The sequence below is a fragment of the Pseudomonas lini genome (genome assembly GCF_964063345.1).
GTDB classification, from domain to species: domain Bacteria; phylum Pseudomonadota; class Gammaproteobacteria; order Pseudomonadales; family Pseudomonadaceae; genus Aquipseudomonas; species Aquipseudomonas lini_B.
Window position 1 is genome coordinate 4,447,057 of sequence record NZ_OZ061318.1, and the last position, 25,800, is coordinate 4,472,856.

Consider the following 25,800-nt stretch of genomic DNA (forward strand, 5'->3'; position numbering starts at 1 on the left):
CGTGGCAGGCCGGTTGAGTGTCCGGCGGTGGCCGGCGGTAAGCCCTTGTACGGCTTATTGTTGAGACTAGCTTCAGTTAAAGTCCCTTGGTCGTCCGCTTGTAAGAAGCGCTTTACGACGGCACTCTCTATGACAGAGCTATGTGTAGGAGCCAGGCTTGCCGGCGAAGGCGTCCTTTAGTGCGCCTTCGTCGGCAAGCCTGGCTCCTACACATCCTACACATTGAGCATAGCCGCCCCGGATTTTCGCTGGAGAATTGCTGATGACCGATATTGATGCACGCTTGCGCGAGGACGTTCACCTGTTGGGTGAGCTGTTGGGCAATACCATTCGTGAGCAGTACGGGGACGACTTTCTCGACAAGATCGAGCAGATCCGCAAAGGCGCCAAGGCCGACCGTCGCGGTTCGATGGACGCCGAACTCAGCGCCAGCCTCAACCAGTTGAGCGAAGACGAGTTGCTGCCGGTGGCGCGGGCGTTCAACCAGTTCCTCAACCTGGCCAATATCGCCGAGCAATATCAGCTGATTCACCGCCGTGAAGAGTCGCAGCCCGCGCCGTTCGAGGCCCGGGTATTGCCGGAACTGCTCGCTCGTCTGCTGACTGCCGGGCATGATGCCGAGTCCCTGGCGCGGCAATTGGGGCGGCTGGAAATCGAGCTGGTATTGACCGCGCACCCCACCGAAGTGGCGCGTCGCACGCTGATTCAGAAGTACGACGCGATCGCCGCGCAACTGGCCGCTCAGGACCACCGTGACCTGACCAGCGCCGAGCGCGAGCAGATCAAGACGAAGTTACAGCGCCTGATCGCCGAAGCCTGGCACACCGAAGAAATCCGCCGTACCCGCCCGACACCGGTGGACGAAGCCAAGTGGGGCTTTGCGGTGATCGAGCATTCGCTGTGGCAGGCGATTCCCAATTATTTGCGCAAGGCCGATCAGGCCCTGCATGCCGCCACCGGCCTGCACTTGCCACTGGAGGCTGCGCCGATTCGTTTTGCCTCATGGATGGGCGGCGACCGCGACGGCAACCCCAACGTCACCGCAGCCGTGACCCGCGAAGTGTTGCTGCTGGCGCGCTGGATGGCCGCCGATTTGTATCTGCGCGATGTTGATCACCTCGCCGCCGAGTTGTCGATGCAGCAGGCCAGTGACGAGCTGAAAGCCAAGGCCGGCGACAACGCCGAGCCTTACCGCGCAGTACTCAAACAACTGCGTGAACGTCTACGCGCGACCCGTAATTGGGCCCACGCATCCCTGACGGCAAACACGCCAGCGTCGGCCGATGTGCTGCAAAACAACCGCGACCTGCTGGATCCGCTGGAGCTGTGCTACCACTCGCTGCATGAATGTGGCATGGGCGTCATTGCCGACGGCCCGTTGCTCGATTGCCTGCGCCGTGCGGTGACGTTCGGGCTGTTTCTGGTGCGCCTCGATGTGCGACAGGACTCGTCGCGCCACACGGCAGCCATGACCGAAATCACCGATTACCTCGGCCTGGGCCGCTATGAAGATTGGAGCGAGGAAGAACGCATCGCTTTCCTGATGCGCGAACTGAACAATCGCCGGCCGTTGCTGCCGGCGTACTTCAAGCCGTCTGCCGACACCGCCGAAGTGCTGGCGACGTGCCGGGAAGTCGCCGCGGCACCGGCGGCTTCCCTCGGCTCGTATGTGATTTCCATGGCGGGTGCCGCTTCCGACGTGCTGGCTGTGCAATTGCTGCTTAAAGAGTCCGGTGTTTTGCGGCCGATGCGTGTGGTGCCGCTGTTCGAAACCCTCGCTGACCTCGATAACGCCGGCCCGGTGATTGAAAAACTCTTGCTGCTGCCGGGCTATCGCTCGCGCCTGCAAGGGCCGCAGGAAGTGATGATCGGTTATTCCGATTCGGCCAAGGACGCTGGCACCACCGCTGCGGCCTGGGCGCAGTATCGGGCGCAGGAGCGCTTGGTCGACATCTGCCGCGAACAGCAAGTAGAACTGCTGTTGTTCCACGGTCGCGGTGGCACCGTGGGCCGTGGCGGTGGCCCGGCGCACGCGGCGATTCTGTCGCAGCCGCCGGGGTCGGTGGCGGGGCGTTTTCGCACCACCGAGCAGGGGGAAATGATTCGTTTCAAATTCGGCCTGCCGGACATCGCCGAGCAAAACCTCAATCTGTACCTGGCGGCGGTATTGGAAGCGACCTTGCTGCCGCCGCCTCCGCCTGAGCCTGCATGGCGCCACCTGATGGACGAATTGGCCGCCGATGGCGTCAAGGCTTACCGCGCTGTGGTGCGGGAAAACCCGCAGTTTGTCGAGTATTTCCGCCAGTCCACCCCGGAGCAGGAGTTGGGGCGTTTGCCTTTGGGTAGCCGCCCGGCCAAGCGTCGCGCAGGTGGGATTGAAAGCCTGCGCGCCATTCCGTGGATCTTCGGCTGGACCCAGACGCGCCTGATGTTGCCGGCCTGGTTGGGCTGGGAAGCAGCGCTGAGCAAGGCGCTGGAGCGTGGCGAGGGTGAGCTGCTGGGGCAGATGCGCGAGCAGTGGCCGTTCTTCCGTACCCGCATCGATATGCTGGAAATGGTGCTGGCCAAGGCCGACGCTGATATCGCCCAATCTTACGATGAGCGCCTGGTCGAGCCGGAACTGCTTCCTTTGGGTGCGCATTTACGCGACCTATTGTCGCAGGCGTGTGCGGTGGTCCTGGGGTTGACCGGTCAGTCGCAGCTACTGGCACATAGCCCAGCCACCCTTGAATTCATCCGCCTGCGCAACACTTATCTCGACCCGCTGCATCTATTGCAGGCCGAACTGTTGGCACGTTCGCGGCAACAGGATGTGGCCCAGGGCAGCCCGGTAGAACAGGCGTTACTGGTGTCTGTGGCGGGGATCGCCGCCGGTTTGCGAAATACCGGCTAAGGTTTTTGTCGTCGGGGACAGGCACCCGGCGCGAGCGTCGAGTGCCAGCTGGCGAGCGGTCGAAAAGGTCTGTCACGCGACAGTTAATGATGGGGTTGCGACTTGGGTTACCCCTTCGCAGGGGCTCGTCAGATGCGGGTTTCTCCGACTTTCGGCGGCTTGTGTGGGCAGGGCCTGCTGTGTATCTTGATCAGCCTTTGGCCGTTTGGGCGGTCGCGATCCTATTTTTGAGATTGGCCCCACGAGGCGAATCTGACGTTATCTATATAAAAAATTGAGGAGCACATCGATGCGCGTCATTCTGCTGGGAGCTCCCGGGGCCGGTAAAGGTACTCAGGCTAAGTTCATCACCGAGAAATTCGGTATCCCGCAAATCTCCACCGGCGACATGCTGCGTGCTGCTGTAAAAGCCGGTACCGAGCTGGGTGTTAAAGCCAAAGGCATCATGGATGCCGGTGGTCTGGTCTCCGACGATTTGATCATCGCCTTGGTCAAGGACCGTATCGCGCAGCCTGACTGTGCCAACGGTTTCCTGTTCGACGGTTTCCCGCGCACCATTCCGCAAGCTGAAGCGCTGGTAGAAGCTGGTGTGGAACTGGACAACGTGGTCGAAATCGCCGTCGATGACGAAGAAATCGTTCAGCGTATCGCCGGTCGTCGCGTTCACGAGGCCAGCGGCCGCGTGTACCACACCGTCTACAACCCGCCAAAAATCGCCGGCAAAGACGACATCACCGGCGAAGAGCTGGTGCAGCGCAAGGACGACACCGAAGAAACCGTGCGTCATCGCCTGTCGGTCTACCACTCCCAGACCAAACCACTGGTGGAGTTCTACCAAGGTCTGGCCTCTGCGCAGGGCAAGCCGAAATACAGCCATATCCCGGGTGTTGGCTCGGTTGAAGTGATCACCGGCAAGGTGCTTGAAGCACTGAGCTGAAAAGTCTGATCGGCTTCATCTTCTACGGCCCGCTTGCGGGCCGTAGTTGTTTATACTGGCGCACTTTTTCTGATCTCTCTTACGGAAACATCGATGAGCACCTTGCTGGCCCTGGACACCGCGACTGAAGCTTGCTCCGTTGCTTTGCTGCATGACGGCAAAGTCACGAGTCATTACGAGGTGATCCCGCGCCTGCATGCGCAGAAGCTACTGCCGATGATCCAGCAACTGCTGGCCGATGCCGGAACCACGCTGCAAGCGGTCGATGCCATTGCGTTCGGCTGTGGGCCGGGCGCGTTCACCGGTGTGCGGATCGCCATCGGCGTGGTCCAGGGCTTGGCGTTTGCGCTGGATCGTCCGGTGTTGCCGGTCTCCAATCTCGCCGTACTCGCCCAGCGGGCCTATCGCGAACACGGCGTCAGCCAGGTCGCGGCGGCCATCGATGCGCGCATGGATGAGGTGTATTGGGGTTGCTACCGCGAAACGGCGGGGGAGATGCGGTTGGTGGGCAACGAAGCGGTATTGCCACCGGAAGCCGCTGCGTTGCCGGCCGATGCCAGCGGCGAGTGGTTCGGCGCGGGCACCGGTTGGGGATATTCCGAGCGCATTGCCGTCAACTTGAGCGGGCAAGATGCGGGCATGCTGCCCCACGCCGAAGACCTGCTGACCCTGGCCCGTTTTGCCTGGGAACGCGGTGAAGCGATCGTGGCTGATGAGGCGCAACCAGTGTATCTGCGCGATAAAGTTGCGACGCCGAAAGCGCGTTAACTTCCCAGACCGAGCGGGTCCAATCGCGGGCAAGCCCGCTCCCACAGGGTTAGCGGAGATCCTGTGGGAGCGGGCTTGCCCGCGATGGCGGTCTACCAGCCAGCGCCAATCGTCATTTTCTCTCCTGCGCTTTTAAACCTTTTCGCTTTTCTGTGTTCTAGTTATCACTCGGCAGTTTGCGAAGTGGGCTATGTGCCACTAAGCTGCCATCACTGATACCGGACATGTACTCATGCGTATAGACGGCGTTTCCTCCCAGTCCTACCCCATCAAGCGCAAGCCCCGCAAAGGCCCTGTGGCGGATGACGACTACGTCGATATCGACGGCGAGCTGGAATTCCCTACCGAAGAGCAATTGGCCGCCCGCGCCGCCAAAGCCTCAGCGCAACGCCTGAGCAATCTCCCCGCTCGTCAACAAGACATGATTTATCACCGCGCCATGAGCAAAAGCGTGGCGATGGCACTGGCCAGCTACCTGAGCACCGCCACTTTTGTCGATTGGGATGCGGATGTACTGGGTCTCGACCTGTACATCTGATGTTGCAGCCTTACTACCTCGGCTGCCCGTCCTGGAGTGAAAACGCCTGGCGCGATTACTTGTATCCACAAGACGCCAGGCCCGCCGAGTTTCTCAATCTTTATTCTCAAGTGTTCAACGCCGTGGAAGGTAATACGACCTTCTACGCCAGCCCCTCTGCCGCCACCGTGCAGCGCTGGGCCGAAACCATGCCTGAACACTTTCGCTTTACCGCCAAGTTCCCCGGCGACATCAGCCACAGCGGTGACTTGCGCGAGCAACTGACTGCTGCCGAAACCTTTGTGCAATTGCTCAGCCCTCTGGGTGAACGGGTTTCTCCCCTCTGGCTACAATTGTCCAAAAGCTTCACCCCTCAACGCTTGTCTGAGTTGGCCGGTTTTATCGACGCGGTGGACCGGCCTTTGGCGGTCGAAGTGCGGCACGATGAGTTCTTCGCCAAGGGCGATGCCGAGCGGATGCTCAATCGCCTGTTGCTGGACCGCGGTGTCGAGCGTATCTGCCTCGATCCGCGAGCGCTGTTCAGCTGCATCTCGACCGATTCTTCGGTGCTCCACGCCCAATCGAAAAAGCCCAGGGTGCCGCCTCGACCTGCTGCATTTACTCAATTCCCACAGGTGCGTTTCATCGGCCATCCGCAGTTGGAAGCCAACGATCCGTTCCTGGTGCCGTGGGTCGAGAAAATCGCTGTCTGGATCGAAGAGGGCCGCACGCCCTATATCTTCCTGCACACCGCCGATAACCTGCTGGCCGCAAAACTCGCCCAACGTTTTCACGCACAACTGATGCTGCGTTTGCCTGGCTTGCCGCCGCTGCCTGAGCTATACAGAGAACCCGCCGCCGAGCAACTTGGCTTGCTCTGAAGCGGCCTCGTTCCCTAATGCCCGTAGGAGCCAGGCTTGCCGGCGAAGGCGTCCTTAAAATTGCCTTCGCCGGCAAGCCTGGCTCCTACGAAAAGCGGTTTATTCGGCATTGGGTTCTTTACCCTTTTCAGGAGTCTGCCAATGGATGCGCAAACCCTTCGAGCCCAGGCGTTCAAAGCATTACACGAACGCGAGGGCGCTTTTGTCATTCCCAACCCCTGGGACGCCGGCTCGGCGAAAATGCTCGCCAGCCTTGGCTTCGAGGCGCTGGCGACCACCAGTGCCGGTTACGCCTTTTCCCGGGGCCGTCCCGATGGTGGACTGACGCTCGACGAGACCCTGGCGAACGTTGAAGCGATTGTCGCGGCCACTGATCTGCCGGTGGCGGTGGATCTCGAAAACGGATTTGCTGACGCCCCCGCCGACTGCGCTCAAAGTATTGTGCGTGCCGCCAAGGCTGGTGCCGTCGGCGGTTCGATCGAAGATGCCACCGGGCGTGAGGACGGTCCGATCTACTGCTTCGAGCATGCCGTGGCGCGTATTGAAGCTGCCGTAGCCGCAGCTCGCAGCTTGCCTTTTCCCTTCGTGCTGACGGCGCGTGCCGAGAACTTTCTGCACGGCAATCCTGACCTCGACGATACCATTCGCCGCTTGCAGGCATTTGCCGAGGCGGGGGCCGACGTGCTTTACGCACCGGGCCTGCGCAGCGCTGAAGAGGTCTTGGCGGTGGTCCGTGCCGTGGCGCCGAAACCGGTCAATGTGTTGATGTCCGGTGGGCTCAAGCTGACGGTCGAGCAGTTGAGTGAAATGGGTGTCAAACGCATCAGCGTCGGTTCGGCCCTGGCCTTGGCGGCGTATGGCGAGTTCTTGCGCGCCGCCGAGGAAATCCAGCAACACGGGACCTTCGGTTTTACCTCCCGGTCGATGCCGTTCCAGAAGGCTAATCAATTGTTCAAAGGCTGACGATGCGGTTTCGCTGGGGGCTGTTGCTGGTGCTATTGATCATCGGCGCTGCCGGGTTGAGCGTCTGGCGCGGCTGGGTAGCCATTCCTCCGCAATGGAACCCGTGGGCGCCGCTGGACGTGAAGGCCGAACCGAACCTGCTGACCCGCTACAAACTGATGCGTCTGCGCGATGATCCGCAGTTATGCGACCAGGCCCTGAGCAGCTCCGGGTTACGTGTAAGCCGTCAGGCCGACAGCCCGGACGCGGCCTGCCCGTTGACCAACACCTTGCGTGTGCAAAGTGGCGAGGCGGCGCTGAGCAGCAGTTTCCTCGCCAGTTGCAGCCTGGCGGTAGCGTTCGCCTTGTTCGAGCGCCACGCCCTGCAACCGGCGGCTCAGGCTGTCTACGGGCAGGCTGTGAAACGGGTCGACCATCTCGGCAGCTTTGCCTGTCGCAACGTCTACAACCGCGAAAACGGCAGACGCAGCCAGCATGCCACGGCCGATGCGCTGGATATCAGCGGATTCCGGCTGGCGGACGGCCGCCTCATCAGCGTGCTCAAGGATTGGCCGAAGGATAATCAGGACGCGCGATTTCTCCGTCAGGTCCGCGACGGCGCTTGCGACATGTTCAGTGTGGTATTGAGCCCGGACTACAACGCCGCCCATCGCAATCACTTTCATGTGGATGTCGGGCCGTGGTGGCGGTGTCGCTGAGGGTTATGCGGCGATGCGCAGGTTCTGCAGAACGATCGGGCGTGCCCAGCCGTTATCGAAATCGAATTGTTTCTGTTGCTCCACCAGTTCTTCGGGCGAGAACGGTGGGAACGGCTTGTCCAGCAGATCGAGTTCGAACTCGGCGATCGGCAAGTGCAGCGGACGCGGTTGCGCTGCGGTGCCAGGCTCTGGCAGCGGTTGACCTGCGGTGAGCACGATCGGGCGTACCCAGCCGCTGTCGAAGTCCTGTTGTTTCTGTTGCGAGACGATTTCTTCAGGCGGGAACGGTGGGAACGGTTTGTCGGCCAGGTCCATTTCGAACTCGGCAATCGGCAGGAATAGCGGCTCTGGCGGGCGGACGGGTGTTTCAATCACATCACATTCGCGCTGGGAAATGATGTGCGCCAGCAGCTCGCTGCCGACGGTCGGTTCGACCGGGCTGTCGAGATCGACCGGCGCAAAGTTGAGAGACTCCGGCACGACATCGCCCGACTGATCGGCCAAGGCCTGGGCAAAAAAATCCTGCCACAGGTGACTGACGCCGCTCAGTGCTTGGGAATTTCGCAGGCCAAAATCGCCGTGGGGCGAGATGTAACCTATCGATGTGCGTTGAATGTCTGACATTTCTCTCGGTCGACGCTCAGCTCTGGCAAAATGCTCGATAGTTTGGTTATCGGCCGTTTTTGCCGATCATTAATTTTTTGAGCGTGTTTTCCCATGATTGAGCAACCTGCGGCCTGCCGCATCCATGTCGAGGCCTTGGGCACGACCTTTCAGCCACAGGCCGAGCAATGGGCCGAGCGCCTGGGGTTGCCGTTGCAGGTGGATGACGGCGAGTTTGCCTTGCAGGTGGGTGAGCAGGGGTTGCAGTTGCAGCAGCTCGGGCCGGACGCTCCGGGACCGGTGCGGGTGGATTTTGTCGAGGGCGGCGCGGCCCATCGTCGGTTGTACGGTGGCGGCAGCGGTCAGATGATCGCCAAAGCGGTCGGCATCGCCCAGGGTGTGCGCCCGCGCGTGCTGGACGCCACAGCGGGGCTGGGAAAAGACGCGTTCGTGCTGGCTAGCCTGGGCTGCGAGATGAGCCTGATCGAGCGCCAGCCGCTGATCGGCGCGTTGCTGGAAGATGGCCTGGCGCGCGGCGCGGAAGATTTCGACGTGGCGCCGATTGTGGCGCGGATGCGTTTGCTCAAGGGCAATTCGATCGAGGTGATGCGCAACTGGGAAGGCGAGCCGCCGCAGGTGATCTACCTCGATCCGATGTTTCCCCATCGCGAGAAAACCGCGTTGGTGAAGAAGGAAATGCGCCTGTTCCGGCCGCTGGTAGGCGATGACCCGGATGCGCCGGCCCTGCTCGAAGCGGCGTTGGCTCTGGCCAGTCATCGGGTGGTGGTCAAGCGTCCGCGCAAGGCGCCGTGCATCGACGGGCCGAAGCCGAGTCATGCGCTGGATGGCAAGTCCAGCCGATACGACATCTATCCGAAGAAAGCGCTCAAGCCTTAAGACCGTGTCGCGCCCATCGCGGGCAAGCCTCGCTCCCACAGGTTTTGTGTTGGGCACAATATCCGAGAACACCCTCGGAACCTGTGGGAGCGGGCTTGCCCGCGATAGCGTCGGCCCACACACTACAAATCGATCAGACCGACTCCGGCCGATAAGCCCGCATAAACAACTCCACCACTTCCCGCACATGGGCTTCAGCCGCATCCCCGGTCACCGGTTCGCCGCAGCCGTACAGCAACCGGAAATTCCCCGCGCCCTTGAGCAGGCAAAAGAAATGCTCAGCCGCATTGCGCGGTTTATCGATGCTCAACGCGCCGCTCTGATCGACCTTGGTCAGCAACCGCTCCATGCCGTGCAACATGCGCTCTGGTCCGGCTTCGAAGAATATCGCCGAGAGTTTCGGGTCCTGGCTGCCCAACGTCATCATCAGCCGGTGCAGGTTCACCGATTCGTCGCTGTTGATCAGCTGATGAAAACCGCGCGCGATGTTCAGCAGCACGGTTTCCACGGCAATGCCGTCCGGCAATTCAAAAAACAGCGTTGGCAGTTGCTCCTCGCACTTGGCCATCACCGCGGCGGCAAACAGCGTCTCTTTGTCGTTGAAATGGCTGTAAACCGTCAGCTTCGACACGCCGGCCTCGGCCGCCACGGCATCCATGCTGGTGTTGGCGTAGCCCTTACTCAGAAACAGGATTTTCGCCGCGTCGAGGATTGCCTGGCGCTTGGCCAGATCCTTGGGACGGCCTGGACCGCTGGGTGTTGAAAGATTGTTAGACATTCTTCGCTTTAATACTGGACTGGTGAGTTTGCTATTAATAACATACTGGTCAGTATAATTATTCCAAGCACCATTAGCGAAAGGTCCTTCACCATGTTCCGCTATGCCTTGTCCCTCGCATTGCCGGTCAGTCTGGCTTTTTTATTGTCTGCGTGTGGCCATGAAGAGGCGCCTCAAGTCACCGTCCGCCCGGCCATGGTCGTACAGCCAGAGCCTTCGGCTCAGGCCATGGAAAGTTATCCCGGTGAAGTTCGTGCGCGCTATGAGCCGGATCTGGCCTTTCGCATTGGCGGCAAGGTCAGCCGACGATTGGTCGAGGAAGGCCAGCGGGTCAAGGCTGACCAGCCCTTGGCGGAACTCGATCCTCAGGACGTGCGCCTGCAACTGGAAGCCACCCGTGCCCAGGTCGCGGCCGCCGAAGCCAACCTGAGCCTGGTGCGCGCCGAGCGTGATCGCTACAAGACCCTGATGGAGCGGCAGATGGTCAGCCGTTCGCAGTACGACAATGCGGAAAATCTCTACCGCTCCGGTGAAGCACGCCTCAAGCAAATCAAAGCCGAATTCAACGTTTCGACCAATCAGGCCAGTTACGCGGTGCTGCGTGCGCCGCAGGATGGCGTGGTGGCCAAACGTGCGGTTGAAGTCGGGCAAGTGGTCGCGGCCGGGCAAACCGTGTTTACCCTCGCCACCGATGGCGAGCGTGAAGTGTTGATCAGCCTCCCGGAGCAGAGCTTCGGTCGCTTCAAGGTTGGCCAACCGGTCTCGGTGGAACTCTGGACCCAACCCGATCAACGTTTCCCCGGACGCATCCGTGAACTGTCGCCTGCGGCCGATCCGAAATCCCGCACCTTCGCCGCCCGTATCGCTTTTACCGCCGGCAAGGTTCCCGCCGAATTGGGCCAGAGCGCCCGGGTGTTCATCCAGACCGCCGAAGTAGTGGCGTTGTCGGTTCCATTATCGGCGGTCACTGCGGAAAACGGTGCCACTTATGTGTGGGTGGTCGGCGGCAACAACACCTTGAAAAAAGTCCCGGTGCGGGTCGGTGCATTCGGCGAGAAAACCGTGCCGGTGCTCGAAGGCCTGAACGCCAGCGACTGGGTGGTGGCGGCCGGTGTTCATGTGCTTCACGACGGGCAGCAAGTGCGCCCGGTGGATCGCTCCAACCGCGTGGTCAATCTGGCGCACAAGGAGTAATCCCCGATGGGTTTCAATCTTTCCGAATGGGCGCTGCGTAACCGCCAGATCGTACTGTTCCTGATGCTCTTGCTGGCCGTCGTCGGCGCGTTGTCCTACACCAAGCTCGGCCAAAGTGAAGACCCGCCGTTCACCTTCAAGGCCATGGTGATTCGCACCAACTGGCCTGGCGCCACGGCCGAGGAAGTATCGCGCCAGGTTACCGAGCGCATTGAAAAGAAACTGATGGAAACCGGCGAGTACGACCGGATCGCTTCATTTTCCCGGCCGGGTGAGTCACAGGTCACGTTTATTGCTCGGGATTCGATGCACTCGGTGGAAATTCCGGAGCTCTGGTATCAGGTCCGCAAGAAGGTCAGCGACATTCGCCACACTTTGCCTCCGGGCATCCAGGGGCCCTTCTTCAACGATGAGTTCGGCACCACATTCGGCAACATCTACGCCCTGACCGGCGAAGGTTTTGATTACGCGGTGCTCAAGGACTACGCCGACCGTGTCCAGATTCAACTGCAACGGGTCAAGGATGTGGGCAAGGTCGATCTGATCGGGCTGCAGGACGAGAAGATCTGGATCGAGCTCTCCAACGTCAAACTGGCCACCCTCGGGTTGCCGTTGGCGACGGTGCAGCAGGCGCTTGAAGAGCAGAACGCGATGTCCACCGCAGGTTTCTTCGAAACCACCAGCGAGCGTTTGCAGCTACGGGTCTCGGGGAATTTTCAGACGGTCGATGAGATCAAGAACTTTCCGATCCGCGTCGAAGATCGCACATTCCGCATTGGCGATGTGGCGAACGTTCGTCGTGGCTTCAACGATCCACCGGCGCCGCGCATGCGCTTCATGGCTGAAGACGCCATCGGCTTGGCGGTGGCCATGAAGGGCGGTGGCGACATTCTGATTCTGGGTAAAGCGCTGGAAGTCGAATTCGCCCGAATCCAGAAAAATCTCCCGGCTGGCATGCAGCTGCGCAAAGTGTCCGATCAACCCGCTGCGGTGAAAACCGGTGTCGGCGAGTTTGTTCAGGTGCTGGTGGAGGCTCTGGCAATCGTTCTGTTGGTGAGCTTCTTCTCCCTCGGTGTGCGCACCGGCATGGTCGTGGCGCTGGCGATTCCACTGGTGTTGGCGATGACTTTCGCCTGCATGTACTACCTTGGCATTGGTCTGCACAAGATTTCCCTCGGCGCGCTGGTGCTGGCGCTGGGGTTGCTGGTGGACGACGCGATCATCGCTGTGGAAATGATGGCGATCAAAATGGAGCAGGGCTTCGACCGGGTCAAAGCCGCCAGCTATGCCTGGACCAGTACCGCGTTCCCGATGCTCACTGGTACATTGATCACCGCCGCCGGATTCCTGCCGATTGCCACCGCGCAATCGGGCACCGGCGAATACACCCGTTCGATCTTCCAGGTGGTGACCATCGCGTTGGTGGCATCGTGGATTGCCGCCGTAGTCTTTGTGCCTTATCTGGGGGAAAAACTCCTGCCCGATCTGGCGAAAATTCATGCAGCCAAGCATGGCATCGGCAACGGCCAACCCGACCCTTATGGCACACCGTTCTATCAGCGTGTCAGACGGCTGGTGGAATGGTGCGTGCGCCGGCGCAAAACGGTGATCGTCCTGACCGTCGTGATGTTTGTCGCGTCAGTGGTGCTGTTCCGTTTCGTGCCGCAGCAGTTCTTCCCGGCTTCGGGGCGACTGGAGTTGATGGTCGATCTGAAGCTGGCCGAAGGGGCGTCCTTGAGCAACACCAGCGATGAGGTCAAACGCCTCGAAGGCCTGCTCAAGGATCACGCCGGGATCGACAACTACGTGGCGTATGTTGGCACCGGTTCGCCGCGTTTCTACCTGCCGCTGGATCAGCAGCTTCCGGCAGCGAGCTTCGCCCAGTTTGTCGTCCTGGCCAAGACCATCGAGGAACGCGAAACCCTGCGAACCTGGCTGATCGAAACCCTCAACGAACAATTCCCGGCCTTGCGCTCGCGGGTCACGCGGTTGGAGAACGGCCCGCCAGTTGGCTATCCGGTACAGTTCCGGGTAACCGGTGAGCACATCGAGGAAGTCCGCGCATTGGCCCGTAAAGTAGCGGCCAAGGTTCGCGAAAACCCACACGTGGTCAACGTGCATCTGGACTGGGAAGAGCCGAGCAAAGTCGTTTACCTGAACGTCGATCAGGACCGCGCGCGGGCGCTGGGGGTGAGCACTGCGAACCTCTCCGGTTTCCTGCGAAGCTCGCTGACCGGTGCCAGCGTCAGCCAGTACCGCGAAGACAACGAGTTGATCGAGATCCTGCTGCGCGGCACGGTGCATGAGCGCACCGAGCTGGGGTTGCTGCCAAGTCTGGCGGTGCCGACTGACAATGGTCGCAGTGTGGCGCTGTCGCAGATTGCAACGCTGGAATATGGCTTCGAAGAAGGCATCATCTGGCACCGTAACCGTCTGCCCAACGTGACGGTTCGCGCCGACATCTATGGCAAGGAACAGCCGGCGACGCTGGTGCAGCAAATCATGCCGACCCTCGATCCGATTCGCGCCGAATTGCCAGACGGCTATCTGCTGGACGTCGGCGGTACGGTGGAAGACTCGGCCCGCGGGCAGAACTCGGTGAAGGCCGGTGTGCCGTTATTCATCGTGGTGGTGCTGACGTTGCTGATGCTGCAACTGCGCAGTTTCTCGCGCACGGTGATGGTGTTTCTGACGGCGCCACTGGGGCTGATTGGTGTGACGCTGTTTCTGATGGTGTTCCGTCAGCCGTTCGGTTTTGTGGCGATGCTCGGGACGATCGCCTTGTCCGGGATGATCATGCGTAACTCGGTGATTCTGGTGGATCAGATTGAGCAGGATATCGCTGCCGGGCTTAAGCCTTGGCAAGCGATTATCGAGGCGACGGTACGGCGGTTCCGACCGATTGTGCTGACGGCGTTGGCGGCGGTGTTGGCGATGATTCCATTGTCGCGCAGTGTGTTTTTCGGGCCGATGGCGGTGGCGATCATGGGCGGGCTGATTGTGGCGACGGCGTTGACGTTGCTGTTTTTGCCGGCGTTGTATGCGGCTTGGTTCCGAATCAAAAAAGACTCGGCGTGATCTTGGCGGCCTTCGGGCCGACCATGTTGTGGGTGACCGAGTACATATCCATTTCTGCGGTAACGGCCACTTACGGTTTCGACCTTACGTCGAGTCCCTTTTGGCAAACGCCCCAAAAGGAACCAAAAGGTCTCGCCCCAAGCGTCCGGCCCCTCGCTGAGGCTCGGCGTTCCTTCGCTCCGGTATCCATCTGGGGGCATCGCCCTACGGTTGGCTTCGCTTCAACCTACATGCGATGGGTTCGACTGCGTCGAACGGCGCTGCGCGCCAATCCCCAGATGAACACCTGCGCTCAGCCTCCCGAAGGGGCGGGTGGATCAAGATCAAAAGCCAGATCAAAAGCTGCAGGCGAGCTAACGCTCGGCCTGTTGAGTGGTGAGGGGCGGGTGTACGCCGCTCCACTGTGGGAGCGGGCTTGCTCGCGAAGGCGGCCTGACAGCCAACCAGTTTCTGCGGATGCACCTGATAGCTCATCGCTCCAGGCATTGTTTATAAACGATCAAACATAAAGGAAACATCCGACAAGTTTTTCAGGTTGTCTGTCGGAAGCGCGACCTCTAGCCTTGGATCGTCGCTGCAAAAAGCAGCGACCGGGTTTCGCAGCCCGGTTAAACTTCAGACGCACAGCGTCCACCATCCGAAAGCGGGCGCTTTTTATGCCTGTGTTATGGCGGCTGTGCGCGGGATACCTTCGGGTATGCCGGGTTCCTGAAGTCCCGGTCTGCGAACCTGCGTACAGCTGCCACCTTAAATTCGCTTCGCAGCGATCGGTGGCAGCTCCATTACTTCAGGAGCTACACAATGATCAAAGACAGTCCAAATCCCCCCGAAGCAGAACCAGAAATAGAAACTGATTCCGTTTCCCCCTACGCTTTCCTCAATTCCAGGAAACTCCACGACGCGGCGATCCGCGCGCTCGATCATTATCTCGCCCCTGCGGCCGAAAAAAAGGCCAAAGCCGATCGTCGTCCCAGTACGATTTTCGTCATCGGTCCAAACGTCGATTCGGAAACTCTCCTGGCTCATGCCTGTGAAACCCTTGCCACGGCCAATGTCATGGCCAGTGAGTTAGCCTTCGACCTGACCGGCCCCACGTGCAACTTGGTGCTGGGGATTCAACAGATGATTTCACTAGCGGAGTTGTCGGTAAATCGCGTGCTGGATAATCTGGATCCGCAACAGTAGCGCAAAAGAAAAAGCCCGCTGAACCTTCAAAGGTCAGCGGGCTTTTCGTGATGAGCAGCACTTGGAAAATTACAACGTACCAAACACCTTCTTCGCCAAACTGGTCGCCGCCGCCGCAGGGTTCTGGCGAATGGTTTCTTCCTGCTTGCCAATCATCTCGAACAAACCGTTCAACGCCTGCTCGGTCACGTAGCTTTCGATGTTGGCATTTTTCGCATCCAGCACACCCAGAGTCGCCGCTTGCCCGGCGAACGAGTTGTATTGCTGGGCCAGGCCGACCTGGTCAGTGGCTTGTTTGACGATCGGCAGGAACTTGGTGCGGATCTGTTCGCGGCTGGTTTTGCTCAGGTACTGCGTCGCCGAGTCCTTGCCGCCGCTGAGGATCCCCTTGGCATCTTCCACGGTCATCTTCTTCACCGCATCCACCAGGATCGGCTGAGCCTGCGTCACGGCCGTTTCAGCCGCTTTGTTCATGCTGGTTTCCAGTTGATCGACCTGATCGCCCATGCCGAACTGTTTCATTTTCTTGGCGACCTTACCCAGCTTGCCTGGCAGTTCGATCTTCACCTCCGGGTTGTTGCTGAAGCCGCCGGGTGTGCCGAGTTGTTTGACGGCCAGTTGCGCGCCTTGGGTCAGGGCGTCCTTGAGACCGCCGGAGGCGTCTTGTTGCGACAGGTCACTGAGAGAGCCTGCCAGGGCGTTGGCGCAGATTATCAAGCCTGCGCACAGGCCGGCGAAGCGAAGGGTAGGGCGGAGCATGGCGGCTTCCTTATTCAGAAAAAAAGGCTCAGAAAAAAAGGTTTAGAAAATAGAACTAGCGGGCGGCGTCCACGCGGATTTTCAGGGGTTGCGGATCTTTGCCATCCAGTTGCACGGCGTGATTTTCAGTGGTGATAAACATCAGCTTGCCGTCCACTTCGATACGGGCGCTAACCGAATAGCGATGGCCGGGTTTGACCTGCGCCGGATCGTAGCTCAAATGGAACGGCAACGGCACCTGGCCTTTGACCGGGCCCTTCTGTTCGTCGAGCACTACCGCCGGTGCGTCGGCCAGGGACACATCTTGCAAGCTGACGCTCAAAGTCGCGCTCGGTGGCAGAGCAATGCGTTGCAGATAGAACACTTCGCCGTCGAGGCTGGCGTTGGCGGTCGGTTGTGTCGACTGGCAGGCACCGAGCAGGGTAGTCAGCAGGACGAGTGAGAGTTTTTTCATTGGGAGCCTCTATGACATAAGCGCCGGAAGAAGCCCGGCGCTCAAAGGAATTTAGCGGATTTTGCCAAGAGCGTCCGTGAACAAACGTAATGACCGGGGCAGCCACTGGTTAAGCGTCTGTAATCGACTTGAATGTGATAAGTACGATGCCGGTGCAAGTTCGACCTGGCTTGGAGACACGCTAATACGTTGGTGGTAACGGTTTTCGATGCCGGTCAGTGCGTAACGTTTGCCGGGTAATACGCTATCCGGATCGTACTTCAGGTAAAACGAAGTGGCGGTTTGTTCATCGTGGCTGACGCGAACCAGTTGAACTTCAGGTTGCTCGCTTTCATGCAGACTGATAGTCACTGCCTGTTCTGTCGCGAAGGCCGCAGGCTCTTGAGCTTCGATATACAACAGCCCGATCGGGCTCAAGTGCAAGGTCTGGCGATGGGGCGTGCGATTCACGATAACGAAGTAATCCTGTTCCAGCAGTAACGCCCGTCGATTGTGGAACATCTGGATGTTGATCTGATACTTGACGCCGATATTGCTGTAGAGGTGCGGGAATGAAAAATTCCATTGGCCATCGGCAATTGAAGGATGGTGCCAGTCCAGCACTTTTATCGGAGGCGTTGAGTTGGCAGTCTGGACGCTGATAACGGTTTCGCGCTCGCCATCATCGGCAGCGACAAAGTCTGGAGGCAGGCTGAAAGTTACAGTGACATGAGGGTTCGTATCATTTAAGAGGCTCATCGCGATGTCCTTATCGTGATCGGTTAGAAAAGCCTATTAATTCATGAATCAAGTAACCGGAAAACATCCGTGTCTTCCGGTTAGTTGTCTGCAAGTTTCAGACTTCGGTAAGTGCACCGGTTTCTGCCGCATCTTCACTGCGATGCAGCGCCACCTGACGGATCGACAAACGAATCTCCGCCGGCAATACCCGTTTGGCTGCGCCTTCGGCCAGTTCGCCTAACAATTCGTGGTAGCTCAACTTCCCGGCTTCGTCGCGGCGCAGCACGTCGAGGTCCAACATTGTCTGGATGAAGTGACGGAACAGGCTCTTGTCGAAGAACTCCGGGGCGTTCAGGCCGTGGAGGATCGACAGGCGTTGGGCCATGACCGTGCACAGATCTTCGAGCTCTTCGGCGCTGATGCTGTTCTGGCCGCTGTTGATCAGCAACGACACGGTCATGTAAAAGCGCTGCAACGTCTGGGCGATGCTCTTGGACAACAGCGTCAGCAGCACAAAATGCCGCGAGCTTGGCGCCGGACGCAAGTAGACATCGTTTTCAAATCGCAGCAGACCTTGCTCGACGAACGCTTCCAGCCATTGGTCGATCACGGCGTCCAGTTCATCCATGGACCAGCGAATGAACAGCTCCGCTTGCAAGTACGGATACAGCGCGCGGGTGTAGCGCAGGATCTGCTCGCGGCTCATGCGCGAGGCGCTCTGGAAGAAGCTGGCGAGCAGCGCTGGCAACGCGAAGATGTGCAGCACGTTGTTGCGGTAGTAAGTCATCAGGACGGCGTTTTGTTCGTCCAGGTACAGAATTTTGCCCAGCGCATCGCTTTGCTCGGACAGCAGGTCCATGTCCTTCACGTGCTCGATCAGCGCCCGACCGTCGCCCTCCGGCAGCGTGGTGTGCGATGAGTAGGGAACCTTGCGCAACAGCGCCAGATACAGATCGAGGACCCGCGCCATGGCGCGATCGTCCAGGGCCAGACGGCTGGTGGACAGCAGCGCCAGGGCCACCAGATTCACCGGGTTGATCGCCGCCGCCTCATTCAAATGCTGCGCGACTTTCTCGCCCAGGCGGTTGGTGGTTTCGTTGAGCCAGGCCGGTTTGAACTGCGGGCCAAGTTCCTGTTGGCGCCAGTCTGGCTGTTCGCTGTCGAGGAATTCCGCCAGTTTGATCGGCTCACCGAAGTTGACCGCAACCTGACCGAAGCGCTGTTTGAGCGCGCCGATGACTTTGAAGATGTCGAAGATCGATTCTTTCTTCTTGCTCGCGCCACGCAATTCGCCGAGGTAGGTGCGTCCTTCCAGCACGCGCTCATAGCCGATGTACACCGGCACGAAGACGATCGGCATGCGTGACGAACGCAGGAAGCTGCGCAGAGTGATTGCGAGCATCCCGGTTTTCGGTTGCAGCATGCGCCCGGTGCGCGAACGGCCGCCCTCGACGAAGTACTCGACCGGGAAGCCTTTGGTGAACAGGGTATGCAGGTATTCGTTGAACACCGAGGTGTAGAGCGGGTTGCCTTTGAAGGTACGGCGCATGAAGAACGCGCCGCCACGCCGTAGCAGGCTGCCGATCACCGGCATGTTGAGGTTGATCCCGGCGGCGATGTGCGGCGGGGTCAGGCCGTTGCGGAACAGTAGATATGAGAGCAGCAAATAGTCGATGTGGCTGCGGTGGCACGGCACGTAGATCACTTCGTGACCCTGGGCGACTTTCTGCACACCTTCGATGTGGTTGACCTTGATCCCGTCGTAGATCTTGTTCCAGAACCAGCTCAGCACCACTTCCAGAAAGCGGATCGCGGTGTAGGTGTAGTCCGAGGCGATCTCGTTGCCGTAGCGCAGGGCCTGGGCCTTGGCTTTTTCCGGCGAGATGTTCTCGCGCTCGGCTTCGTCGAGGATCGCCTGTTTGACCAAGGGCTGATTGAGCAGGCCTTTGACCAGATTGCGGCGGTGGGAAATGTCCGGGCCGATCACCGCGGCTTTCAGGTTGCGAAAGTGCACCCGCAGAATCCGCTGGGCCATGCGCACGGTGCGTTCGTGGCCTTTGTTGTGATCGATCAGTTCACGCAGATGAATCGGCGCCGAGAACTGCACCCGGGTCTTGCGCCCCAGAATCATGATGCTCAGCAGCCGACGCAAACGCCCGGTGACCGCCCAACTGTCGGCGAACAACAGTTTCCACGGGCTCGATTCGCTGTCCGGCGACTGGCCCCAGAACACGCTGACCGGAATGATCTGCGCGTCTTCGGCGGCGTTCTGGCTCAGGGCGCTGACCAGGCGGGTCAGGGTCGGTGGCGCACCGCGCTTGTCCTGACGGCCGAGCCAGTCGGGCTCCGGCGTCAGGTAAAAGAACGCGGCGGGCTCCACCAACGCACCCACCGATACCGACAACACCGGGCGCGGCAGGCCGGCTTTGCTGCACTCGGTATCGACCACGGCGAGGTCGGTCAATGAAGGATTTTGCAGGACGTAGAACACCGGCCGACTGCGGTCGAGGTTAAGGGTGAACGACGACTGGTTGATCGTCTCCGAGCGAACCCAGAGGTACAGCAGTCGGCGCAGGGTGCCAAACACAAGACGGCGGAACGGGGAGCGGGTCATACGGCTTCTGCGTGAGTGAAAAAAACCGAGCAATTGCTTGGGCGGCCGATAGTGTGCCGTATTCGTCGAAAATCGGCAAAAAAGCGCCTAAGTAAACTTGAGTTGAGAGTTTTGATGGCTGTCATATACTCGGCCGTTCAAAATAAAAAGAAGAGGTACCGAGACATGGCAACGCGCGAAACCGGCAATGTGAAGTGGTTCAACGACGCCAAGGGCTATGGCTTCATTCAGCGCGAGGACGGGGTGGACGTGTTCGTGCACTACCGCGCGATCCGCGGCGAGGGGCACCGCTCGCTGGCTGAAGGTCAGCAGGTTGAGTATGCAGTGGTGACGGGGGAGAAGGGCTTGCAGGCTGAGGATGTGGTGGGGTTGTAAACACAACCCTTCAAGTCACCCAACACCCTGTGGGAGCGTGGCTTGCCCGCGATGACGGCGGCACATCCAACAATGATGTGACTGACAAACCGCAATCGCGGGCAAGCCCGCTCCCACAGGTCCGTTGTACGGCTCTTATGCAGTTTTCCAGGTGATTTCTTCTTCACCATCGGCGCTGATGCGCATCCAGCGATCCGCCGTCTCTTCACCTTCTTCCTCGACCCAACTGCCTGGCGCACAACGCACTTCGACGTTCAGCGCGGCAAAGGCTGCGCGGGCGCAGGCGATGTCGTCTTCCCATGGGGTCTGGTCGCTTTCCAGGTACAGGCTGTTCCATTTGCCGACGGCCTTCGGCAGCCAGGTAACCGGCACGTTGCCCGCCTTGCACTTGTAGGTCTGGCCTTTCTGAACCCAATCGGTGCACGGGCCTAAAGCCGCGCCGAGCCAGGCTGCGATGGCCTTGTAGTCGACGTCGGCGTCTTTCAGGTAAATCTCGATATCGGGTTGGCGCATGGATGTCCTCACTGCGGGTCTGAAAAATCCATTCGCGGATTTAGCCGGCCTCAAGCCATTGCTCAAGACCAAAAAATTAAGAAATTATTGAAGCACGAAGTAATCGTAGCGCATCGAAACAGTGACCTCGAACGGCTCGACCTGTTCGATGACTGCCGCCCGGCGTTCGGCACTCGCGCGCCAGCCGTGGGGTGTCATGGCCAACAGGTTCGCGCGATCCTGACCGTTAACCAGCGTCAGTTTGAACTCCAGGGTTTCGCTGTGCTGCAGCGCCATGCCTTCTGGCACCAACGCCAAATGCTTGTCGTCGGTGTACTCGCGCACTTCGTCGTACAGCCGCTCGCGCAATTCCATCAGATGGCCGCTGGTCGGCCCGACTTTCATCAAGCCGCCGCCGGGGCTGAGCAGGCGTTTGGCTTCTTCCCAGTCCAGCGGGCTGAAAACGCTGGCGAGAAACTGGCAACTGCCTGAGGCCAACGGCACCCGCGCCATGCTGGCGATCAACCAGGTCAGCGCAGGGTTGCGTTTGCAGGCGCGTTTGACCGCTTCCCGGGAAATGTCCAGCGCATAGCCATCGGCGTTAGGCAAGGCTTCGGCGATTTGCGCGGTGTAATAACCCTCGCCACAACCGATGTCCAGCCAGCGCTGGGGCGCGTATTGCGCTGCCAGTTGCGCCAGACGCTTGGCCACCGGCGCGTAATGGCCGGCGTTCAAAAAGTCGCGACGGGCTTCGACCATCGCCAAGTTATCCCCAGGGTCGCGGCTATTTTTATGCTGCACCGGCAACAGGTTCAAGTAACCCTGCCGCGCACGGTCGAAACGATGCCCGGCGGGGCAAGCCACGCCGTTGTCCACCGCGTTCAGCGGTTCGCTGCAGATCGGACACGCAAGCATCAGGCGAGCAACTTGATCAGGGTCTGGTAGTAGATTTCGGTCAGCACATCGAGATCGGCCGCCAGCACGCGCTCGTTGACCTGGTGGATCGTCGCGTTGACCGGGCCCAATTCGACAACCTGAGTACCCATGGTCGCGATGAAGCGCCCGTCGGAAGTACCGCCGCTAGTGGACGCCTTGGTCTCGCGACCGGTGATGTCCTTGATGCTCGCCGATACCGCGTCGAGCAGGGCGCCCGGTTCGGTGAGGAACGGCAGGCCGGACAGCGCCCAGTCGATGTGCCAGTCCAGACCATGCTTGTCGAGAATATCGGCGACGCGCTTTTGCAGGCCTTCGACGGTGGATTCGGTGGAGAAGCGGAAGTTGAACACCGCCACCAGATCACCCGGAATCACATTGGTCGCGCCGGTGCCGGAATTCACGTTGGAAATCTGGAAACTGGTCGGCGGGAAGAAATCGTTGCCGTGGTCCCAGTGCTCGGCGGCCAGTTCGGCCAGCGCCGGGGCGGCGAGGTGGATCGGGTTCTTCGCCAGGTGCGGATACGCCACGTGACCTTGCACGCCGCGCACGGTCAATTTGGCGCCGAGGGAGCCGCGACGGCCATTCTTGACCACGTCACCCACCAGGGTAGTGCTCGACGGTTCGCCGACGATGCACCAGTCCAGACGTTCTTTACGGGCGGCGAGGCGTTCGATCACAGCCTTGGTGCCGTGGTGCGCCGGGCCTTCTTCGTCGCTGGTGATCAGGAAAGCGACCTTGCCCTTGTGGTCCGGGTAGTCGGCGACGAAGCGCTCAGCGGCTACGGTCATGGCCGCGAGGCTGCCTTTCATGTCTGCCGCGCCACGGCCGCAGAGCATGCCGTGCTCATCGATCACCGCGTTGAACGGATCGATCTGCCAGGCGGTTACCGGACCGGTCGGGACCACGTCGGTGTGGCCGGCGAAGCACAGCACCGGGCCGTCGTGTTTACCGTGGGTCGCCCAGAAGTTATCCACATCTTCAATGCGCATCGGTTCCAGTTTGAAACCGGCATCGCCCAGGCGCTGCATCATCTGCTTCTGGCAATCGGCGTCGATCGGCGTCACGGACGGACGGCGGATCAGGTCGATGGCGAGTTGAAGGGTCGGCGAAAGGTCGGCGTGGGCCGTCATGGAAAGCTCCGAAAACATGAAATATGGGCGCGGGCTAAATGTGGGAGCGGGCTTGCTCGCGAAGGGGCCATCACTGACGCCAAAAGCTTCGCGAGCAAGCCCGCTCCCACAGGTATGGCGTTCGGCCGTTGGTACGTGCCCGGCCAAGGCCTGCAAAATGGCGGTTATCTTAAAGCAAAACGGCGGCCATTGGCCGCCGTTTAGTGCATCTGTACTGATTTAGACAGCCGGTGCGGTCGCGACTTCGGCTACCGGTTTGGGCAGCGACGACAGGAACGCCATGATCAGCGCCGCCAGATACGGCAGCGACTGCACCAGCAACATAGTCACCCAGAAGCGCATGTCGTTGCTCGGCAGGCCCTGCACCAGGAAGATCCCCAGCGCCGCGCCCCACAACAGCAGCATGATGAATACCTCTTCGCGCGCTTCCGAAATGGCTACCCAGAAGCCGTGGTTATCGGCGTTTTTCGGGGTACGGAAGAACGGAATGCTGCTGGTGAAGAAACCGTACAGCACCGCTTTGGCGATGGTGTGCGACAACGCCAGCCCTGCCAATGCCGCGCAGAACGCATCCTTGAGGTTGACCCCGACCGCACGACGGTAGAGGAAGATGATCTTGCCGACCTTGAACACGAACAGCGCCAACGGCGGGATCGCAAATATCAGCAGCGGTGGATCGACCCGTTGCGGCACGATGATCATCGCCGCCGACCACAACAGCGCGCCGACGGTGAAGAAGATGTTCATGCCGTCCGCCACCCACGGCAACCAGCCCGCGAGGAAGTGGTAACGCTGGCCACGGGTCAGTTCGGTGTCCTTGCCGCGCAGCAAGCTGGCGGTGTGACGCTTGATGATCTGAATCGCTCCGTAGGCCCAGCGAAAACGCTGCTTCTTGAAGTCGATAAAGGTATCGGGCATCAGGCCTTTGCCGTAACTGTCGTGGTAATACGCCGCCGACAGACCTTTTTCGAACACGCGCAGACCCAACTCGGCGTCTTCACAGATGCACCAGTCGGCCCAGCCCAGTTCCTCGAGCACCGAGCGTCGGGTCATGGTCATGGTGCCGTGCTGGATGATCGCGTCACGGTCGTTGCGGGTGACCATGCCGATGTGGAAGAAGCCTTTGTATTCCGCGTAGCAGAGCTTCTTGAAGGTGCTTTCGTTCTGGTCGCGGTAATCCTGTGGCGACTGCACCACGGCGATTTTCGGATCGGCGAAGTGCGGCACCATGTGCTTGAGCCAGTTCGGGTCTACACAGTAGTCCGAGTCGATCACCGCAATCACTTCGGCATCTTTGGCGGTGTGCGGAATCAGGTAATTCAGCGCGCCACCCTTGAAACCGGCCAGCGGTGCCACGTGGAAGAACTTGAAGCGCGGGCCGAGGGTTTCGCAATAATCGCGCACCGGTTCCCAGACCGCCGGGTCTTTGGTGTTGTTGTCGATGATCAGGACTTCGAAGTCCGGATAGTCGAGGTTGGCCAGGGCGTTGAGGGTCTGTTTGACCATCTCCGGCGGCTCGTTGTAGCAAGGTACGTGTATCGACACTTTCGGTCGGTAGTCCGAATCGCCCACCACTGGCAGGAATTCACGCCGGCGTTTGTGGGTCCAGACCGCTTCGGCCAGTTCGTGGGCCTCGGTCAGCAGCACGATAAACACCCCGAGTGCACCGAGGGCGAGCAAGAAGCCCACCGTCAGGCTGAACCAGGTGCTGTATTGCTGGCTGTAGTCATAACCGATCCACACCAGCACCGAACCGCACAGGAACGCGATAAAGGTCAGGAAGGTGCGGCCGCGTTGACGCAGGGCCGAGCCGTCGATCATCAGCAGGGTCAGCGACAGCAATGCCAGCACTACCGAGCCGATAGCCAATACGCGCCATTGCGGGATCGCGACGACCGGGCCTTCGAAGTTGAATTTCTGCTGACGCGCGGCGTTGAACACGCCCCAATACGCGCCCACCGAACCTTCGTCACTGGCCTTCCACGGTTGGTCGAATGCTTCGATCACGAAGTAGTTGAAACCCTGACGGTTGAGCTTGTTGACCAACGTGCGCAGGTAAATCGCCTGGTCCGCCGGCGACGCATCGGCGCCACCGCGCATGCGGCCGTTGCTCGGCCAGCCGACCTCGGAGAGCAGTAGCGGTTTTTTCGGGAACATTTTTTTCAGGTCACGGGCGCGGTCGAGAACGAACTGACCGGCCTTGTCCACCGGAACGAATTCCCAGTAGGGCAGAATGTGAGCCGCGATCAGGTCGACGTGCTTGGCCAGGCTCGGGTTTTCTTCCCAGACGTGCCACTGTTCGGAGGTGGTGACTGGAACCTTGACGGCCGCGCGGACGCGATCCAGGATCAGGCTTAGCTCTGCTGCAGTGATTTCCTTACGGAAGATCGCCTCGTTACCGACAATCACACGAACCACGCTGCGCGAGGTATTGGCGATTTCGATGGCGCGGGTGATCTCGCGCTCGTTGCGCTCTTCATCCGGGCTGATCCAGATCCCCAGGGTCACCCGCAGGCCGAATTCTTCCGCCAGTTTGGGGATGTTCTCCAGGGTGCCGTCGACCGAGTAGGTGCGGATGTTGTCCGTCAGCTTGCTCATGATCTCCAGATCGCGACGCATTTCATCGTCGGTCGGCCACTGGGCTTTTTGCGGGTACTGGCCTTGTTGAAACGGCGAGTACGAAAAGCCGGAGATCTGTTCAGGCCAGTTGGGGGCGGTGACCGGGCGATTGACCAGCGCCCAGAAACCGGTGAACAAGGCGGCGATTGCAAGAACCACGACCAGGTTGAGTCCAAATTTACGCGATGACATAGCTATTTCAGGTTCCAGGGGCTACTGAACGAAGTAACGGTCGGCGGCCGGCTGCCATGAGGCGGGGGCGCGCATCCTACACCGGGCGTTCACTGACCGTACAGCGGACAGGGAAAT

At 60.1% G+C, this 25,800-nt stretch carries 22 protein-coding genes; 12 read left to right on the forward strand and 10 right to left on the reverse strand.

The window, feature by feature from the left end; translation table 11 throughout:
* The first annotated feature begins 262 nt into the window (after window positions 1-262).
* The 7 genes from ppc (at window position 263) to AB3226_RS20055 (ending at window position 7,657) form a co-directional block, all read left to right on the forward strand.
* Window positions 263-2,893 (forward strand): phosphoenolpyruvate carboxylase, encoded by a 2,631-nt coding sequence (ppc, locus tag AB3226_RS20025; RefSeq protein ID WP_367374318.1) that lies wholly within the window; start codon window positions 263-265, stop codon window positions 2,891-2,893.
* A 289-nt stretch (window positions 2,894-3,182) separates the two neighbouring features.
* The gene (gene adk / locus AB3226_RS20030; protein WP_007906266.1) at window positions 3,183-3,830 is read left to right on the forward strand and encodes an adenylate kinase; all 648 of its coding nucleotides are present in this window, start codon (window positions 3,183-3,185) and stop codon (window positions 3,828-3,830) included.
* A gap of 93 nt (window positions 3,831-3,923) precedes the next feature.
* Entirely contained in the window at window positions 3,924-4,598 is a 675-nt protein-coding gene (tsaB, locus tag AB3226_RS20035) for a tRNA (adenosine(37)-N6)-threonylcarbamoyltransferase complex dimerization subunit type 1 TsaB (protein WP_367374319.1), read from the forward strand.
* Window positions 4,599-4,830: 232 nt separating this feature from the next.
* Window positions 4,831-5,136 carry a hypothetical protein gene (locus tag AB3226_RS20040; protein WP_123719873.1) on the forward strand — a complete coding sequence of 102 codons (306 nt, stop codon included), beginning with the start codon at window positions 4,831-4,833 and terminating at the stop codon, window positions 5,134-5,136.
* The gene (locus tag AB3226_RS20045) at window positions 5,136-5,996 is read left to right on the forward strand and encodes a DUF72 domain-containing protein (RefSeq protein ID WP_367374320.1); all 861 of its coding nucleotides are present in this window, start codon (window positions 5,136-5,138) and stop codon (window positions 5,994-5,996) included. The genes AB3226_RS20040 and AB3226_RS20045 overlap by 1 nt, the downstream gene beginning before the upstream one ends.
* Window positions 5,997-6,137: 141 nt before the next feature.
* Window positions 6,138-6,959, forward strand: a complete 822-nt coding sequence (locus AB3226_RS20050) for an oxaloacetate decarboxylase (RefSeq protein ID WP_367374321.1) — start codon at window positions 6,138-6,140, stop codon at window positions 6,957-6,959.
* 2 nt (window positions 6,960-6,961) lie between these two features.
* Window positions 6,962-7,657, forward strand: a complete 696-nt coding sequence (locus tag AB3226_RS20055; protein WP_367374322.1) for an extensin family protein — start codon at window positions 6,962-6,964, stop codon at window positions 7,655-7,657.
* A gap of 3 nt (window positions 7,658-7,660) precedes the next feature.
* On the opposite strand, the gene AB3226_RS20060 is transcribed toward AB3226_RS20055, so the two are convergent.
* Complete coding sequence (locus tag AB3226_RS20060) at window positions 7,661-8,281, reverse strand: energy transducer TonB (RefSeq protein WP_367374323.1); 621 nt, start codon at window positions 8,279-8,281, stop codon at window positions 7,661-7,663.
* Window positions 8,282-8,377: 96 nt separating this feature from the next.
* On the opposite strand from AB3226_RS20060, the gene AB3226_RS20065 reads away from it, so the two are divergent.
* Entirely contained in the window at window positions 8,378-9,157 is a 780-nt protein-coding gene (locus AB3226_RS20065) for a class I SAM-dependent methyltransferase (protein WP_177319038.1), read from the forward strand.
* A 133-nt stretch (window positions 9,158-9,290) separates the two neighbouring features.
* On the opposite strand, the gene AB3226_RS20070 is transcribed toward AB3226_RS20065, so the two are convergent.
* Window positions 9,291-9,935, reverse strand: a complete 645-nt coding sequence (locus tag AB3226_RS20070) for a TetR/AcrR family transcriptional regulator (RefSeq protein ID WP_367374324.1) — start codon at window positions 9,933-9,935, stop codon at window positions 9,291-9,293.
* Window positions 9,936-10,028: 93 nt separating this feature from the next.
* Here AB3226_RS20070 and AB3226_RS20075 point away from each other — a divergent pair, with 93 nt between their 5' ends.
* The 3 genes from AB3226_RS20075 (at window position 10,029) to AB3226_RS20085 (ending at window position 15,392) form a co-directional block, all read left to right on the forward strand.
* Complete coding sequence (locus AB3226_RS20075) at window positions 10,029-11,129, forward strand: efflux RND transporter periplasmic adaptor subunit (RefSeq protein ID WP_367374325.1); 1,101 nt, start codon at window positions 10,029-10,031, stop codon at window positions 11,127-11,129.
* A 6-nt stretch (window positions 11,130-11,135) separates the two neighbouring features.
* Window positions 11,136-14,207: an efflux RND transporter permease subunit gene (locus AB3226_RS20080; RefSeq protein ID WP_367374326.1), complete on the forward strand. Its 3,072-nt coding sequence runs from the start codon at window positions 11,136-11,138 to the stop codon at window positions 14,205-14,207.
* 801 nt (window positions 14,208-15,008) lie between these two features.
* A complete protein-coding gene (locus AB3226_RS20085; protein ID WP_367374327.1) occupies window positions 15,009-15,392 on the forward strand; it encodes a DUF6124 family protein in 384 nt (127 codons plus the stop codon).
* Between the two features lie 69 nt (window positions 15,393-15,461).
* Here AB3226_RS20085 and AB3226_RS20090 read toward each other — a convergent pair whose 3' ends face one another.
* The 4 genes from AB3226_RS20090 to plsB form a co-directional block, all read right to left on the reverse strand.
* Complete coding sequence (locus AB3226_RS20090) at window positions 15,462-16,151, reverse strand: DUF4197 domain-containing protein (RefSeq protein WP_367374328.1); 690 nt, start codon at window positions 16,149-16,151, stop codon at window positions 15,462-15,464.
* 55 nt (window positions 16,152-16,206) lie between these two features.
* On the reverse strand, window positions 16,207-16,605 hold the full coding sequence (locus AB3226_RS20095) for a YbaY family lipoprotein (RefSeq protein ID WP_123719863.1): 399 nt from the start codon (window positions 16,603-16,605) through the stop codon (window positions 16,207-16,209).
* A 51-nt stretch (window positions 16,606-16,656) separates the two neighbouring features.
* Window positions 16,657-17,343, reverse strand: coding sequence for a hypothetical protein (locus AB3226_RS20100; protein ID WP_367374329.1), 687 nt, complete (start codon window positions 17,341-17,343; stop codon window positions 16,657-16,659).
* 97 nt (window positions 17,344-17,440) lie between these two features.
* Window positions 17,441-19,939 carry a glycerol-3-phosphate 1-O-acyltransferase PlsB gene (gene plsB, locus AB3226_RS20105; protein ID WP_367374330.1) on the reverse strand — a complete coding sequence of 833 codons (2,499 nt, stop codon included), beginning with the start codon at window positions 19,937-19,939 and terminating at the stop codon, window positions 17,441-17,443.
* 165 nt (window positions 19,940-20,104) lie between these two features.
* Between plsB and AB3226_RS20110 the strand changes: the two genes are divergently transcribed.
* Window positions 20,105-20,314: a cold-shock protein gene (locus AB3226_RS20110; RefSeq protein ID WP_010462862.1), complete on the forward strand. Its 210-nt coding sequence runs from the start codon at window positions 20,105-20,107 to the stop codon at window positions 20,312-20,314.
* A gap of 135 nt (window positions 20,315-20,449) precedes the next feature.
* Here the strand turns inward: AB3226_RS20110 and AB3226_RS20115 are convergent, their stop codons facing one another.
* The 4 genes from AB3226_RS20115 to AB3226_RS20130 all read right to left on the reverse strand — a co-directional run bounded on the left by AB3226_RS20115 (window position 20,450) and on the right by AB3226_RS20130 (window position 25,683).
* A complete protein-coding gene (locus AB3226_RS20115) occupies window positions 20,450-20,827 on the reverse strand; it encodes a hypothetical protein (RefSeq protein WP_007897129.1) in 378 nt (125 codons plus the stop codon).
* A gap of 84 nt (window positions 20,828-20,911) precedes the next feature.
* Window positions 20,912-21,721 (reverse strand): putative RNA methyltransferase, encoded by an 810-nt coding sequence (locus tag AB3226_RS20120; RefSeq protein WP_367374331.1) that lies wholly within the window; start codon window positions 21,719-21,721, stop codon window positions 20,912-20,914.
* On the reverse strand, window positions 21,721-22,872 hold the full coding sequence (gene dapE, locus AB3226_RS20125; protein WP_367374332.1) for a succinyl-diaminopimelate desuccinylase: 1,152 nt from the start codon (window positions 22,870-22,872) through the stop codon (window positions 21,721-21,723). The genes AB3226_RS20120 and dapE overlap by 1 nt, the downstream gene beginning before the upstream one ends.
* Before the next feature lie 219 nt (window positions 22,873-23,091).
* Complete coding sequence (locus AB3226_RS20130; protein WP_367374333.1) at window positions 23,092-25,683, reverse strand: glycosyltransferase; 2,592 nt, start codon at window positions 25,681-25,683, stop codon at window positions 23,092-23,094.
* Between the last annotated feature and the right edge of the window lie 117 nt (window positions 25,684-25,800).